Source organism: Clostridium fessum, from assembly GCF_003024715.1.
Taxonomy (GTDB): domain Bacteria; phylum Bacillota; class Clostridia; order Lachnospirales; family Lachnospiraceae; genus Otoolea; species Otoolea fessa.
On sequence record NZ_PYLO01000002.1, the window covers coordinates 461,673 to 474,489 of the forward strand.

Sequence of the window (12,817 nt, forward strand, 5' to 3'; positions counted from 1 at the left end):
ACACAAAAATAGCGGAGTAAAATCAATTTTTTAAACCTGCCAGCGCCAGGAATTTTTTATCTGACTGGATACTCTGTGTCAGAAACTGACCGTCCCGAAACAGTGCATAAGTCGTGACCGGTGCAGGTACATTCTGTGCGCTTTCTTTATCAGTGATATGGATAACCTTAAACGGGATACCATGTTCCTTCGCCGCCTCCTGCACTCTTGGCACCCAATAATAGGTATATGGGCATTGATCGGTGTAATAAAGAACAAAACCTGCTTCTTCAATCACCGGATGTTTCGCACATTCCTTGAAATACGGCGGTTGTGCCCCCGATTCAATGGAAAGATACATAAGATTGATTCCGCAGTCGGATATGTCTGCCACACGGAAACCCTTATAAGTAAGGAATTTCGGGTCAGCGAGGAATTCCCGCTTTCGGCCCTCCGCGCACAAAATGCAAATACCTTTCTTTCCCTGCACCCTGGCATCACAGATACACGCCTCCAGCAGATCATTTGAGTATCCGTGTCCCTTCATGGAGCCGGATACCCATAGACAGTTAATGTAAAGATAACCATCTGCCGCAATCGGCACCCAGGCGTTTTCAGCCGGAATGTATTCAATAAAGCATTTACCGCGTTCCTCACTGCGATAGAAAACAAGTCCATCATCAAAGCGCTGCCGCAGCCATTCCTTTTTTACAACACTCTGCTTACCGGACATGGCGCAGCAGATATGTTCCTTGTCAATATTGTCTTTGGTGATCCGAATATAGTTCATCCGTTATTCCTCCTGCTTAAAACAGCTGTCCCGGCAGCTTCTGATCTGTAACCAGCCTCAACCTTGGCAATAAAGCGATCAATGTGTGTCGCCAATAAGGAAGAAACCGATTCTTTTTCCTCCGCACCGTCGTAGACACTGTATAGAAGATACATTGGCCCATAGAATTCCAACGCCAGCTGCATAGCCTCCTCATCAGAATCTGCCAATTTGCGGAAGATGGCCGCCATATACTCCAGAGGACCGCCCGCCAGATAGTCGTGGTGAAGCTGTGCAAGCTTGGAATCACGGTATTGCTCCAGCGTCAGCATTTTACGGAAATTGGAGGAAAACGGCTCCTTTGTCCAATGGTCAAACTGGGCAAGGCTGTATGTGCGAATTTTTTGAATTGGTGTATGCAGATATGCTTCCGCAAAGCCGTCTGGTTCCGTTTCCGGCATTTCATACGCCTCAGCGCGCTCATAGTCCATCTTGTTCATTCGCTCCACGATCTTATCTAAGATTTCCTGTTTGCTGGCATAGTGCTTATATAAAGCAGCTTTCGTAATTCCCAACTGCCCTGCAATATCATTCATAGATGTCCCCAGATAGCCGTTCTGCGCAAACAGTTCCAGTGCTGTTCTCAAAATCCGTTCCTTTGTACCCTCTGCCATAATTATCTCCTTTATCAAAATAACCATTCGGTAACTACATTATAGTTACCGAATGGTTACTTGTCAAGAACGAATGAAAAAATTATGCCCTTTCGTTAAAATGTGCAAACTCCGGCGCAAATTCGCCAAGCGCATTTCTTCCTGCTGTCTGTACCATTTTTTCCATATTCTGTATACTTCCATAACACTGCTGTTTATAAAGAATTTACCCACTCACTGACTTTCTGTTTTGTTCCGCGGTTTAACAGACTGCCTTCTGTGATAACAGCCTCTGGTGCGGATGGCTGCAATTCTTTTACAGTATTACCGAATCCACTTCCACCGGATGTTGCAAAAAGAACGATCTTTTTACCGCTGAAATCATAGGCTTCCAAAAATGTATTGATAATTGTTGGAGCTACATACCACCAGATAGGGAATCCCAGAAGGATTTCATCATAAGAGCTCATATCTATCTCTTTCTTCATAATCTCCGGTCTGTATTTCTTATCACTCATTTCCACACTGCTCCGAGATTTTTTATCCATCCAGTCAAGATCAGCCTTTGTATATGGAACTTTTGGCTCAATCTCAAATAAATCAGCTTTTGCTTCCTCTGCAATCATCTCTGCTACTTTTTTTGTTGTTCCGCTTGCACTGAAAAATGCCACTAATTTTTTACTCATAATAAAAAGCCCCTTTCTTTGCAAATTTCTTGTATAAAAATAGATGTATAAGATTTGAATTTCTCTTATACATCTATTTTATACCCATTATTTTATTATGTCTAATGCTTATATTGAATTCTATCTACAAGTCCTTTTTTCATCATCTCATAAACCGTATCTGCTGTTGCGGTATGAAGTTCAATCTGAATCAGTGGGTATTTTTCTTTATACGTTTTACATATCCTTGCCAAGGTCTCTACTGCCGCAAATTCACCGCATAGCTCAAATTTTATGCTGTAATGCCATTACGATTTCTTACAATACAAATTCCGTCATTTCGGTCATATTCATCCAGCAGTTCCGGATAATGCGTAGTGAAAATAAGCGTTTTAGAACATAGTAAATAGCCTTTCCACTCCTGCGCCAGCGAACCAAACCTTTCATGCGTAAAATACGGATATGGTGAGAAACAGCGGACTCTGACCTATTCAGTTTGTCTGCAACTTCACTGACACATGCTTCTGAGGGACCAATTTAAAATAAAGCCTTCATGCGGGAAGGGTCCCCCCTTTTGTTTTTGTTTATTTCTGAACTTTAAAGATTTTTCACAAACAGTGCCCGGATAGCGTTGAGGACGGCTATAATCATCACGCCCACATCCGCAAACACGGCCAGCCACATATTGGCGAAGCCCAGAGCGACCAGCACGAGGCAGACCAGTTTTACGCCGATGGCCACCACGATGTTCTGATAGACGATGCCAAGGCACTTGCGTGAGATTTTGATTGCTTTGGAAATTTGCATTGGATCGTCATCCATCAGTACTACATCCGCAGCTTCAATGGCAGCGTCAGAACCCATAGCGCCCATAGCAATGCCGATGTCTGCCCGGCGAAGCACCGGGGCATCGTTGATGCCATCTCCCACAAAAGCCAGTTTTTCTTTCTCCGGCTTGTTCTGAATCAACTGCTCCACTTTCTCCACCTTGTCGGCAGGAAGCAGTTCACTGTAAACCTCATCCAGCCCCAGTGCGGAGGCTACACTATCAGCCACCTTCTTGGCGTCACCAGTAAGCATCACAGTCTTGCGAACCCCAGCCGACTTTAATGTCTGAATGGCTTCCTTGGAGTGAGGCTTCACGATATCGGAAATAACAATGTGCCCGGCATATTTCCCGTCAATCGCCATGTGAATAATGGTGCCTACGCTGTGGCACGGAATAGCCTGGACCCCCAGACGATTCATGAGCTTGTCGTTTCCAGCCGCGACCTGATGATCATCCACTGTGGCGATGACACCGTTGCCGCTGAGCTCCTGAATATTGGTTACACGGCTGCGGTCAATTTCCATGCCATAGGCTTTCTGTAAGCTCTTGCTGATGGGATGACTGGAAGCGCTCTCTGCCAGGGCCGCGTACTCCACCAGCTTGCGTTCGTCCATCTCGTTGTGGTGGATGGCGTTGACCTCGAACACGCCCTGGGTCAGAGTACCGGTCTTGTCAAAGACCACGATCTTAGCCTGTGACAGGGTCTCCAGATAGTTGGACCCCTTCACCAGAACGCCCGCCTTACTGGCTCCGCCAATTCCTGCAAAGAAGGACAAAGGAATGGAAATGACCAAAGCGCAGGGGCAACTGGCAACGAGGAAGGTCAGCGCACGATAGATCCAGGTCTCCCAGCCTGCATCCAGCCCCATGGCAAACATCCGTACCAGCGGCGGCAATACAGCCAGCGCCAGCGCGGCATAGCACACCGCAGGAGTGTAGATCTTGGCAAAGCGGGAAATGAAGTCCTCCGACTTGGACTTCCGGGAGGAGGCGTTCTCCACCAGATCCAGAATCTTGGAGACAGTGGACTCGCCAAATTCCTTGGTTGTCTGAATATGGAGCAAACCTGTCATGTTGATACAACCGGAGATGATCTCATCGCCAGTCTTGACCTCACGGGGCAAACTTTCACCAGTGAGAGCGGCAGTGTTCAAAGTGGATTCTCCCTTCACTACGGTACCGTCAATAGGAACTTTCTCACCGGGCTGTACCACAATAATGGTGCCGATACCCACTTCGTCCGGGTCTACCTGTTCCAGTTTTCCCTCCCGTTCGATATTGGCATAATCAGGACGGATGTCCATCAGATCACTGATGTTCCGGCGGCTCTTGCCCACAGCGTAGGACTGGAACCATTCGCCCACCTGGTAGAACAGCATCACCGCAATGGCCTCCAGATAGTCGCCGTTTTCATATACAGCCAGTGCCAGAGCCCCCAGCGTAGCCACCGCCATCAGAAAGTGCTCATCGAACACCTGACCGTTACGGATACCTTTTCCGGCTTTTTTCAGAATGTCGTAGCCAATAACCAGATAATCCACCAGGAACACAGCCAGACGTACCCAGCGGCCTGCCGAGCCAAACACTTCAAATGCGCCTGCGCCCAGGACCTGCAAAATTAACAGTAGAACCGTAGCAGTCAGAATCCGCCACAACATCACTTTTTGTTTTTTGGTCATACCGGCGGAGGGCCGCATGCCGATGATCTGAAGGATCACGGCCAGCAGAGCCACCACGATCAGCAGACCGTTGATGATATACTCCTGCATTTCGTTTTACCCCTTTCACAATTGCTTATTCGTTTATTTATCTAAGAGAAAAAATGCCCTGCAAGCTGCCGCTCGACAGGGCATTTCGTTTCGCTGGCTTACAGAAATATCTCGCAGTCGGGTTCCACCTTCTTGCAGGCTTTGCGAACCTCCTGCATAACAGCCTTGGGATCCTGATCTTCCTCGAACTCCACGTTCATCTTGAGGGTCATAAAGTTCACCGTAGCACTCTGTACGCCGCTGGTCTTGCGGGCGGCATCTTCCATCAGGTTGGCGCAGTTAGCGCAATCCACATCGATTTTGTAAGTCTTTTTCATTTTGAAAATCTCCTCTCTTAATTTGTTCCTGTTGTCAGAACAATTAAGTCATCGTTTAATTGTATCTTCATCATACGCAGGAAAACCGTCCTCGTCAACGCTTTGAACCCATATCCTGCTATTCGGGAAAAGGGTTCTTCTGTTTGGGCAAAATGCAGCTTTTATCGGCACATTCCAGTACCCGGTAAAAAGCCGGGAGGCATTGACAATTTGAGTCAACTTCCCGGCGTTTTATTTTCTGCATTTTCTACTGCTGCAAAGGATTCAGAAAGCAAATTGATTCATGAGAGTTGATAGCTCCCACCGCCTGCAAATAGGCATAGATGATTATGGTCCCCACAAACTTCATGCCTCGCACGCCTCCCGGAGAGCAGGCAGCAGCTCATCCAGCCGCCCGTCCAGTCCGAAGGACTTCTCTTTGATATTGTCCGCAATGTAGATCTCCCCCAGATTGATGGTCACATAAGTGGCGTTTGGCTCGCCGGCCACCAGGCGCATCATCGGGGCCTTGATCAGCTGATTGCGCCAGCCAATGCCCAGCTCCAGAACCACCAGTTTCTTTCCGTGGTAGGTTTTCAGAAAGTTTTGGAACCGTGCCTGGGCAGCGGTATCCGGAATCATTCTCTGACCCGCGCCCATGTGGATGTCCATGGGACCTCCGCACTTGGGACAACGCGGCACCAACTCTGTAGGCACATGACCGCCCTGTTCCGCAACCGATAATTTTTCGGCCACCTCTAAACTTGAATAGAGGGTGTCGTGGCAGGGGCGGGCACACTGCATCGTAAACCAGTTGCCCTCAATCTCATAGATTTTCGTCGGATCGAAACCACACCGTTCAAAGTGACCTTCTCCGTTTGATGTGACGACAAAGTAATCCTTCTCTCCCACAATGGCCTTCAAATCGTTCATCACCGGCGTAGGCTGGTATTGCCCGCAGTAATGATGGATGAGCCGGGCCCAGAAGGCCCATTTTTTCTCCTCGCTGGGCCATCCGGCCATCATTCCCTGCAAAATACAATGTAAGCCGTATTTTTGTTTGAAATCTCCAAACAATTCATCAAAGGCTGCATTATCTGCAAACAAATGCAGTCCTTCGGTGATGGACAGGCCGTTACTGGCCCCGATCAGGATAGCGTCCGCTTCTCTGAATTTTTCGGCAATGGGTTTCCAATCAATCATATTCGTTCGCTCCTTTCTATTTTATGGTTGCTGCGATGGATCGCACCTGCCGGAGGGCAGCTAGAGTTTTCGTGCATCCCGTAGCACTTGAGCAATGTCGGCCACAATGGTCATGCCCTTGTCCTCCAACTGCTTGGGCAGGAAGTCATACTTGTTGTTGACAGCAATATATCGAGCATGGGGAAAGCTGAGGGTCATGTTCCAGAAAGGTTCTTGGATAAACATGGGAGTCATTCGGCCAACGCCCAGCTCCAGAAATAGAATCTTGCTGTCTTTGTGTTCCAGAACATAGCGAGAAATTTTTTCGTACTGTTCTTCATATTTCTTTCCTTGCAGGAAATTCCCATATCCTCGCACCCATGGGAATGCCTCACCGCCGCAGTGGGGGCACCGGGGAATGAGATCCGTAGGAATCTTCGTGCCCTCCCCCATAGCAGCTACCATATCAGCCACCGGCTTTACCGCATCCCAGGTGTCATCGGTACAGCAGGCGGCACACTGAAAGAAGCGGTGATCCCCCTGGATCTCCGCCACCTTCTCCTCCGGGTAGAGTTTGACAAACTGGGTATCCTGGTTAGTGGTGAGGATGAAGAAGTCCTTGCCTTTCAGCAAAGCGTCCAGATCCAGATAGGGATGACGCACAGGTGCGGTCTGGGTGGTGTGAAGGAAGGTGGCGAGATATCCCCAATACTCTTCCCTTGTCTTCCATGGGTGCATCATCCCTGCAAAAGCACCTTTGAAGTGGTATTTCTCGGCAAAAGGTCGGAAGTATTTGCGATAGGAGTCGTTGTCCTCGTAGTAAAAATCTCCGCCACCGGCAGCGGACAGGCCGGAGGCCCCGCCCACTACCACACAATCAGCTTCCTTTACCTCCTGTACCAAACGATGGATCTGTTCGCTATACGGCAGCGGCTTTTTGTCAGTCAGCTGATAAGGCGTACTGCCGGAAGCATAGATAGGATAGTGCCTGGAGTAATTCATCTGGGTCTGCATGACCAGATCATCATAGAAGTTCATTTTCACCATTCCTTTCGAGTGGGTGTTATTTTTATTCTTACTTCAAATCATCTTAGCATCCTCTTGCATCGCTGTCAATATGCTGTTATAATAAAAATAACATCAAAGTAAAAAAGGAGATCCGTCCATGAAATATCCAACCCGCCTTAGCGATGCTGTTCACATTCTGACTTTTATCGCTCTGTACCCAGACTGCGACCTAACCAGTAACAAGCTGGCAGAGAGCATTCAGACGAATCCTGCCTATGTGCGCCAGCTCATGTCCTCCTTGCGGAAGGGAGGACTGCTGGTCAGCGTGAAGGGACATCCCCGACCCGCTCTGGCTCGTGAGCCGGAGAAAATCACTCTGCTGGATGCCTATCGGGCCGTAGAGGGCAACAAGCCCCTGCTCCATCAGGACATCCACACCAACCCCGCTTGTGGCGTGGGTGTAAATATCCAACTGGTGCTGCGGGATTTTTACTTGGACATTCAAAAAACAGCGGAACAAAGAATGCAAGAAATTACACTGAAAGATGTACTGGAACAATATCACATGAAGTTAGAAGGGACGCTCTTGCAGCGTTTATGATGGATTGATTTTCAGAAACTCTTCCATTTGGGACAAAAATTCTTCTGAACGGGAAATACAGAACCTCCTTGCGGAGCTATACTGAGAACCGGAGAGGCCTATAACCCGTATTTTGTGAATGATTAAAGAGGATCGCTACTACGAGGACGTTTCCATCCAGCTGTTGGAAAATCTGGTTACATAATAATAGACAATGGACCGGCCAAATCTGAATGGCAGGCCCTAAATTAAGGAGGAAACTAATATGAAACTTGGCATTATTCGTTGTATGCAGACAGAGGATTACTGCCCCGGAAGCCGGGATTTTCGGACAATCCGAGAGAGAAAAGGCGCTTTTATGGGAGAGGATGATATTCAGTTAGTGGGCTTCATCAACTGCGGCGGCTGCCCCGGAAAAAAAGCGGTGCTGCGGGCCCGTTCTCTGGTAGAACAGGGCGCTGACACCATTGCTTTTGCTTCTTGCATCAGCAAAGGGACTCCCATTGGTTACCCCTGTCCTTTTGCTAAGCGTATGCGAGAGCTGGTGCAGAAAGAGGTAGGCGATGGTGTCCGTATCTTGGATTACACCCATGACGCTGGCCCTGAACCAGAAACATCTCAAAAGTAAAGTTTCTTTTCTCTCCGGTCTATGATAAGATAGACTTCAAGGAGGAGTGCTAAATGATTCAGAACCACTTACCCCACGACCACGGACAAACTATCGAGCATGAACTGGAATATATGCCCAGCGTAGAAAACTTTCAAACCGTAGCTGATATTTTCAAGCAGCTGGGAGATGGCAGCCGTATTCGCATTTTTTGGTTGCTTTGCCACTGTGAGGAATGTGTTATCAATCTTTCAGCCATGGTAAATATGAGCAGTCCTGCAGTTTCTCACCATCTCAAGCAGTTGAAATCAGCGGGTCTGATCGTTAACCGCCGGGACGGAAAAGAGGTCTATTATAAAGCAGCTGATACCGAGCAGGCCCGAAATTTCCACCACATGATTGAGTGGCTTGTAAAAATCGCCTGTCCGTCGCAAGTAGAAAAACAAAAAGGAACGCCATGAAAAAAGAAGAATCCAAAGTTATCGCTCAAAAACTTCAAAAGATCCCAAACGGCACCCTCGCCTTGAAGCATTGCCGGGCTGGTGGAACGGGTACTACACTCTTTGGAGAACAGTTTCGAGCGGTTACCGCTGGAAAAGGGTGTATGGAGGCATATGAAACTTTTCCTGGAATAGAGGTATCCTTCAATGTTTTTCTTGCTTCAGAGGTCAAGTTTCGGCATGATGCTTCGGATTCTGTTTTAGAAATTTACTATTGTCGCAGTGGTCGCGTGGGTTGGAATATGCACGGCGGTACTGCCGTCTATTTAGGTACAGGTGATGTGACAGCACACAGTATGGCCTGCTGCGCGGATTCCGCCATGATGTTTCCCCTAGGATATTCAGAGGGAATTTCCATTTCCGTGGATCTGAAACAGCTCTCTTCCATTTGCCCGGAAGTTTTAAAGAATGCCGATGTGGAAGCAGACCAGTTACAGAATCGATTTTGCTCCGGAAAGCCATCCGCAATCCCGTCTTGTTCCGATTTAGAGCATATTTTTGCCCCACTCTTTTCTGCTCCTGTGTCCGTTCGAATTTCCCTCTTGAAATTGAAGGTGCTGGAAATTTTGATTTATTTGAGCAACATGAAATCGGAGCATAAAGAATTGACTCAATACTTTTCCCAGCAAACCGAATTGATAAAAGAAATTCATCAACAGTTGACAGAGCACTTGGAGCAACGATTTACGATTGCAGAACTTTCCAAACAGTATTTGATAAATACCTCCACTCTAAAGGAGATATTCAAGGCAGTCTACGGTCAGCCTATCGCCACCTATATGAAGGAATTTCGAGTGCGTCAGGCTATGAAATTATTACGAGAAACAAATGACACTATCGCGGATATTGCTTCCCAGGTAGGCTACCAAACCCAGGGAAAGTTTTCAAGCGCTTTTCAGTCTATCGTCAAAATGTCACCCAGAGAATACAGAAAAATCCAGGGTATAGCTCCATTGGATTCCTTTAGCAAAACACTGTAATGAAAAATCCCGAATTGTCATTCCCAGTATACCATGCCTTCTCCCCGCAGAAAAGCATGGCGAAAAACAAAAATGTCCCCGGAGAGCTTGTGCGTATGTTTTTTCAGCGTTTCTGATCTGAATTTCTCAGAACAGAATATCCTCCGGCTTGAACTTATCTTTTTCGGTAATGGGGCGGATCACCTTGCAGGGCACCCCTACTGCGATGACACCGGCGGGAATGTCATGGGTGACGACGCTTCCCGCCCCGATAACCGAGCCTGCCCCGATGGTAACGCCGCCGCAGACGGTGGAATTTGCACCGATCCAGACGTTTTCCTCCAGCGTAATAGGTGCTGAGGTTCCAATGCCGTGGCTGCGCTGCTCCGGGTCGATGGCATGACCGGAGCAGGCAAGGCATACGCCGGGGGCAATAAAGGCACCTGCTCCGATGTTTACCGGAGAGGTATCCAGAATGACACAGTTATAGTTGATGACCGCCAAGCCGTGGGTATGGATGTTGAAGCCATAGTCACAGTGGAAATCCGGTTGAATGCCGGTCATGGGAGAGCAGGTGCCCAGCAGGGTCTGCAGGATGCTGCGCCGCTTTTCCTGTTCGTTGGGAGCGGTGCGGTTGTACTCCCAGCACAGTTGCTTTGCACGGTTCTGTTCCTCCGTGGGGGTGTTTTCATAGCCGCTTACGTAGGCGGCAGGGCGTTTCATAATATCCAGAGCGTTCATCGTGTTTGTCCTTTCCATACAATGTTTCCTCAAGGATTATACCACATTCTCTGTCGGTGTGTAATAGGCTGCTTTCCCCTCCCTGATTTGTTTCTCCGCTTGATCTTCTCCATCACTTTGCCCTTAGCCAGCTCATCCACCAGCATGGGATATATTTTTGCAAATGGCATGGCATATACTTTTTCAGTTTCCATTTTCGTTCCTCCCTCAGGTGCGTCTATGTGCAGCGTATACCACGCTTCCGGATAATAAAGAATATGTGCCGCCGCCCGCAGCGCCAAACATCAGCCGGGGAATTTCCAGTCTGACAAACCGTAATGTACATTACTCAAAATTTTACAGATTGATAACCTTCGGTTCTTCTGTGAATGAATAAATAGTTGCGATGCCACTTTCAAAAACGAATACCGTCATCAAATTGTCATCAACCGTATACATAGACTGGAGAGCATTTTTATTTGCTTCCATCATGGCTACACGAGCTTCACGGCGAGTATCTTCTTTTACTGCACCTTTCACACGAATCCAAGTACCTTTGTTCATTCCACACATTTCAACTTTTCCATTTACTTTCATCTGATTGTAAACATCTTTTTTATTATTCGTTACAATATAAAGTTTTCCTTCAAATTCACATACAGCACCAAATGGGCGTACATGTGGCTGGTCTCCTTCTACCGTGGCAAGATAAAAAGTTCCGCATTCCTGCAAATATTTTACTACGTCATTCATTTCAAAATCCTCCTGAAAACAAATTGTATTTTTATTTTTTATGCGTATAATTATATATCATAGGAGCAAACAAACAAGTACGATATTTTACGATACTGGTATCAGAAAGGAACGTATATATGGAAAAGAAAAATCTATTTGGGCTTTGCCCATATGTGACTTCGCAAAAAGTTTTAACAGGTAAATGGTCTATGTATATTATGTATTTGTTAACAGATGGTCCCATCCGGTTTAATGAATTACAAAGAAAAATGCCAGAAGAAATGACACATACAACGCTATCAAGACAGCTGAAAAAGTTGGAAGAAGAAGGCTTGATTGAACGCATAGAATATCAGCAGATTCCACCAAAAGTAGAATACAAATTAAGTGATATTGGAGAAAAATTCAGGAAAGTACTGAAGGAGTTGGAAATATGGGGAAACGAGTATATTCAATATTTAAACGATAAAGAATGATGAAATATTCTCCTACGAATATGGGTAGCATATAAGCTATTCAGTTTTCAAGGAACATCCGTTTTCGCGTTGGCCTCGTAGGCGCGCTTTGGTTGTCCTTGCAGGACTACCTACGGTTCGTTTTGACTTTTTTAGTGTCCTATGCAGTCGGATTGGGGCAAAAAAATACCCCGTTGGTTTCCCAACGAGGCATCGAAGACGATTCTATTCTGTTTTCTGTAAACTGGTACCCGTTTATCTCCTGGTGACCATTTGAGTCACGGCCAATGTATTAAAAAAGCAAAGCTCATCTCAGCAAATCAGACAAGCTGTATTCTCCTTTGGGGATATTTGCTGTTCTGCGATACTCTTTTATGGCTTTCACCAGGAGCTGTGGGTTACTGAAATACTGCTTCACAAAATCATACGACTTCACATCATGCATCCGAAGATTTGTTTTACAAAATTCGCTTGTTTTTTTCCAGAACGCTTAAACTGATCATATGCTTTACTCAATCGAATTTCCTCTCTGCGAGAATCCAAAATCCGTATCACAGAAATCTGCTCATCGAATCCCTTCCGTAAGTATCGCTCCTCAAATCGTTTAGCACTTCTGCAACGGATAACACATTCTTCCAACATTTCTTCTCTTTTGAAAATCAGAAGATCATTATCAACCAGTATGTCGATAATAGCTTCTTCGGCAGATCCTTCACATATACACGCCTTATATTTTGCTAATTCCATTCTGCTGCCTCCTTAATTGATTGAAGCAGCCAGGCTTTTCTTCAAGCGCATATACGCTTCATATGCTGGCGTTGTTCCCTCAAGGAAACCGCTCTGGTAGGCATCACTCTTTTTAATATCATTACGTTTCAATATATGGCTCAAATTTTCTGCTGTAATGCCATTACGGTTTCTTACAATACAAATTCCGTCATTTCGGTCATATTCATCCAGCAGTTCCGGATAATGCGTAGTGAAAATAAGCGTTCCGCCATTCTTGTTCAGTCGGCTGTCCATAAAGAAGCGTAACCGCCATGTTGAATTCCAAAAGAAAAGATGCCATAAAAACAAGCAATCCAACAATCAAACTGTACTTTTTTTTTGT

General features: G+C 46.5%; 18 protein-coding genes and 2 pseudogenes. 5 read left to right on the forward strand and 15 right to left on the reverse strand.

Annotated features, from left to right (window positions below; all coding sequences use genetic code 11):
* Positions 1 to 22: 22 nt before the first annotated feature.
* From C7U56_RS07135 to C7U56_RS07185, 10 genes and pseudogenes are all read right to left on the reverse strand, one after another.
* Entirely contained in the window at positions 23 to 769 is a 747-nt protein-coding gene (locus C7U56_RS07135; protein WP_107000729.1) for a YoaP domain-containing protein, read from the reverse strand.
* Positions 766 to 1,422, reverse strand: coding sequence for a TetR/AcrR family transcriptional regulator (locus C7U56_RS07140; RefSeq protein WP_107000730.1), 657 nt, complete (start codon positions 1,420 to 1,422; stop codon positions 766 to 768). Before C7U56_RS07140 ends, C7U56_RS07135 begins: the two co-directional genes overlap by 4 nt.
* Before the next feature lie 194 nt (positions 1,423 to 1,616).
* Positions 1,617 to 2,087, reverse strand: a complete 471-nt coding sequence (locus tag C7U56_RS07150) for a flavodoxin (protein WP_107000731.1) — start codon at positions 2,085 to 2,087, stop codon at positions 1,617 to 1,619.
* A 122-nt stretch (positions 2,088 to 2,209) separates the two neighbouring features.
* Positions 2,210 to 2,347, reverse strand: a pseudogene (locus C7U56_RS15925) (LysR family transcriptional regulator); the annotation flags it as partial.
* A gap of 37 nt (positions 2,348 to 2,384) precedes the next feature.
* Complete coding sequence (locus C7U56_RS16305; protein WP_107000732.1) at positions 2,385 to 2,603, reverse strand: ArsR/SmtB family transcription factor; 219 nt, start codon at positions 2,601 to 2,603, stop codon at positions 2,385 to 2,387.
* A 60-nt stretch (positions 2,604 to 2,663) separates the two neighbouring features.
* Positions 2,664 to 4,664 carry a heavy metal translocating P-type ATPase gene (locus tag C7U56_RS07165; protein WP_107000733.1) on the reverse strand — a complete coding sequence of 667 codons (2,001 nt, stop codon included), beginning with the start codon at positions 4,662 to 4,664 and terminating at the stop codon, positions 2,664 to 2,666.
* 98 nt (positions 4,665 to 4,762) lie between these two features.
* The gene (locus C7U56_RS07170; RefSeq protein ID WP_107000734.1) at positions 4,763 to 4,981 is read right to left on the reverse strand and encodes a cation transporter; all 219 of its coding nucleotides are present in this window, start codon (positions 4,979 to 4,981) and stop codon (positions 4,763 to 4,765) included.
* Positions 4,982 to 5,228: 247 nt separating this feature from the next.
* A pseudogene (locus C7U56_RS07175) lies at positions 5,229 to 5,336 on the reverse strand (DNA-3-methyladenine glycosylase I); the annotation flags it as partial.
* Positions 5,327 to 6,163 (reverse strand): SIR2 family NAD-dependent protein deacylase, encoded by an 837-nt coding sequence (locus C7U56_RS07180; RefSeq protein ID WP_107000736.1) that lies wholly within the window; start codon positions 6,161 to 6,163, stop codon positions 5,327 to 5,329. The pseudogene C7U56_RS07175 and the gene C7U56_RS07180, both read right to left, overlap by 10 nt.
* A 60-nt stretch (positions 6,164 to 6,223) precedes the next feature.
* Entirely contained in the window at positions 6,224 to 7,180 is a 957-nt protein-coding gene (locus C7U56_RS07185; RefSeq protein WP_181357197.1) for an SIR2 family NAD-dependent protein deacylase, read from the reverse strand.
* A gap of 127 nt (positions 7,181 to 7,307) precedes the next feature.
* On the opposite strand from C7U56_RS07185, the gene C7U56_RS07190 reads away from it, so the two are divergent.
* From C7U56_RS07190 to C7U56_RS07205, 4 genes are all read left to right on the forward strand, one after another.
* Positions 7,308 to 7,751 (forward strand): Rrf2 family transcriptional regulator, encoded by a 444-nt coding sequence (locus tag C7U56_RS07190; protein ID WP_107000738.1) that lies wholly within the window; start codon positions 7,308 to 7,310, stop codon positions 7,749 to 7,751.
* Positions 7,752 to 7,995: 244 nt separating this feature from the next.
* On the forward strand, positions 7,996 to 8,358 hold the full coding sequence (locus C7U56_RS07195; protein WP_107000739.1) for a CGGC domain-containing protein: 363 nt from the start codon (positions 7,996 to 7,998) through the stop codon (positions 8,356 to 8,358).
* A 53-nt stretch (positions 8,359 to 8,411) separates the two neighbouring features.
* The gene (locus C7U56_RS07200; RefSeq protein ID WP_107000740.1) at positions 8,412 to 8,798 is read left to right on the forward strand and encodes an ArsR/SmtB family transcription factor; all 387 of its coding nucleotides are present in this window, start codon (positions 8,412 to 8,414) and stop codon (positions 8,796 to 8,798) included.
* Positions 8,795 to 9,817 carry a helix-turn-helix domain-containing protein gene (locus C7U56_RS07205; protein ID WP_107000741.1) on the forward strand — a complete coding sequence of 341 codons (1,023 nt, stop codon included), beginning with the start codon at positions 8,795 to 8,797 and terminating at the stop codon, positions 9,815 to 9,817. Before C7U56_RS07200 ends, C7U56_RS07205 begins: the two co-directional genes overlap by 4 nt.
* 126 nt (positions 9,818 to 9,943) lie before the next feature.
* On the opposite strand, the gene C7U56_RS07210 is transcribed toward C7U56_RS07205, so the two are convergent.
* The 3 genes from C7U56_RS07210 to C7U56_RS07215 all read right to left on the reverse strand — a co-directional run bounded on the left by C7U56_RS07210 (position 9,944) and on the right by C7U56_RS07215 (position 11,269).
* On the reverse strand, positions 9,944 to 10,537 hold the full coding sequence (locus C7U56_RS07210) for a sugar O-acetyltransferase (RefSeq protein WP_107001009.1): 594 nt from the start codon (positions 10,535 to 10,537) through the stop codon (positions 9,944 to 9,946).
* A 29-nt stretch (positions 10,538 to 10,566) separates the two neighbouring features.
* Positions 10,567 to 10,731: a DUF2200 domain-containing protein gene (locus C7U56_RS15445; protein ID WP_146143915.1), complete on the reverse strand. Its 165-nt coding sequence runs from the start codon at positions 10,729 to 10,731 to the stop codon at positions 10,567 to 10,569.
* 142 nt (positions 10,732 to 10,873) lie between these two features.
* Positions 10,874 to 11,269, reverse strand: coding sequence for a pyridoxamine 5'-phosphate oxidase family protein (locus C7U56_RS07215; RefSeq protein ID WP_107000742.1), 396 nt, complete (start codon positions 11,267 to 11,269; stop codon positions 10,874 to 10,876).
* 119 nt (positions 11,270 to 11,388) lie between these two features.
* Between C7U56_RS07215 and C7U56_RS07220 the strand changes: the two genes are divergently transcribed.
* Positions 11,389 to 11,727, forward strand: a complete 339-nt coding sequence (locus C7U56_RS07220) for a winged helix-turn-helix transcriptional regulator (RefSeq protein ID WP_107000743.1) — start codon at positions 11,389 to 11,391, stop codon at positions 11,725 to 11,727.
* Positions 11,728 to 12,138: 411 nt separating this feature from the next.
* On the opposite strand, the gene C7U56_RS07225 is transcribed toward C7U56_RS07220, so the two are convergent.
* Positions 12,139 to 12,453, reverse strand: a complete 315-nt coding sequence (locus tag C7U56_RS07225; RefSeq protein ID WP_333493407.1) for a hypothetical protein — start codon at positions 12,451 to 12,453, stop codon at positions 12,139 to 12,141.
* A gap of 12 nt (positions 12,454 to 12,465) precedes the next feature.
* Positions 12,466 to 12,729: an AAA family ATPase gene (locus C7U56_RS07230; protein ID WP_333489792.1), complete on the reverse strand. Its 264-nt coding sequence runs from the start codon at positions 12,727 to 12,729 to the stop codon at positions 12,466 to 12,468.
* Positions 12,730 to 12,817: the final 88 nt, after the last annotated feature.

Bases quoted from the DNA above. Each gene is read 5' to 3' on its own strand.
- C7U56_RS07170 (WP_107000734.1), bottom strand. From the start codon at position 4,981: ATGAAAAAGACTTACAAAATCGATGTGGATTGCGCTAACTGCGCCAAC.
- C7U56_RS07230 (WP_333489792.1), bottom strand. From the start codon at position 12,729: ATGGACAGCCGACTGAACAAGAATGGCGGAACGCTTATTTTCACTACG.
- C7U56_RS07165 (WP_107000733.1), bottom strand. From the start codon at position 4,664: ATGCAGGAGTATATCATCAACGGTCTGCTGATCGTGGTGGCTCTGCTG.
- C7U56_RS07210 (WP_107001009.1), bottom strand. From the start codon at position 10,537: ATGAACGCTCTGGATATTATGAAACGCCCTGCCGCCTACGTAAGCGGC.
- C7U56_RS07150 (WP_107000731.1), bottom strand. From the start codon at position 2,087: ATGAGTAAAAAATTAGTGGCATTTTTCAGTGCAAGCGGAACAACAAAA.
- C7U56_RS07180 (WP_107000736.1), bottom strand. From the start codon at position 6,163: ATGATTGATTGGAAACCCATTGCCGAAAAATTCAGAGAAGCGGACGCT.
- C7U56_RS07220 (WP_107000743.1), top strand. From the start codon at position 11,389: ATGGAAAAGAAAAATCTATTTGGGCTTTGCCCATATGTGACTTCGCAA.
- C7U56_RS07215 (WP_107000742.1), bottom strand. From the start codon at position 11,269: ATGAATGACGTAGTAAAATATTTGCAGGAATGCGGAACTTTTTATCTT.
- C7U56_RS07195 (WP_107000739.1), top strand. From the start codon at position 7,996: ATGAAACTTGGCATTATTCGTTGTATGCAGACAGAGGATTACTGCCCC.
- C7U56_RS07190 (WP_107000738.1), top strand. From the start codon at position 7,308: ATGAAATATCCAACCCGCCTTAGCGATGCTGTTCACATTCTGACTTTT.
- C7U56_RS07135 (WP_107000729.1), bottom strand. From the start codon at position 769: ATGAACTATATTCGGATCACCAAAGACAATATTGACAAGGAACATATC.
- C7U56_RS07140 (WP_107000730.1), bottom strand. From the start codon at position 1,422: ATGGCAGAGGGTACAAAGGAACGGATTTTGAGAACAGCACTGGAACTG.
- C7U56_RS07200 (WP_107000740.1), top strand. From the start codon at position 8,412: ATGATTCAGAACCACTTACCCCACGACCACGGACAAACTATCGAGCAT.
- C7U56_RS15445 (WP_146143915.1), bottom strand. From the start codon at position 10,731: ATGGAAACTGAAAAAGTATATGCCATGCCATTTGCAAAAATATATCCC.
- C7U56_RS07205 (WP_107000741.1), top strand. From the start codon at position 8,795: ATGAAAAAAGAAGAATCCAAAGTTATCGCTCAAAAACTTCAAAAGATC.
- C7U56_RS07225 (WP_333493407.1), bottom strand. From the start codon at position 12,453: ATGGAATTAGCAAAATATAAGGCGTGTATATGTGAAGGATCTGCCGAA.
- C7U56_RS07185 (WP_181357197.1), bottom strand. From the start codon at position 7,180: ATGAACTTCTATGATGATCTGGTCATGCAGACCCAGATGAATTACTCC.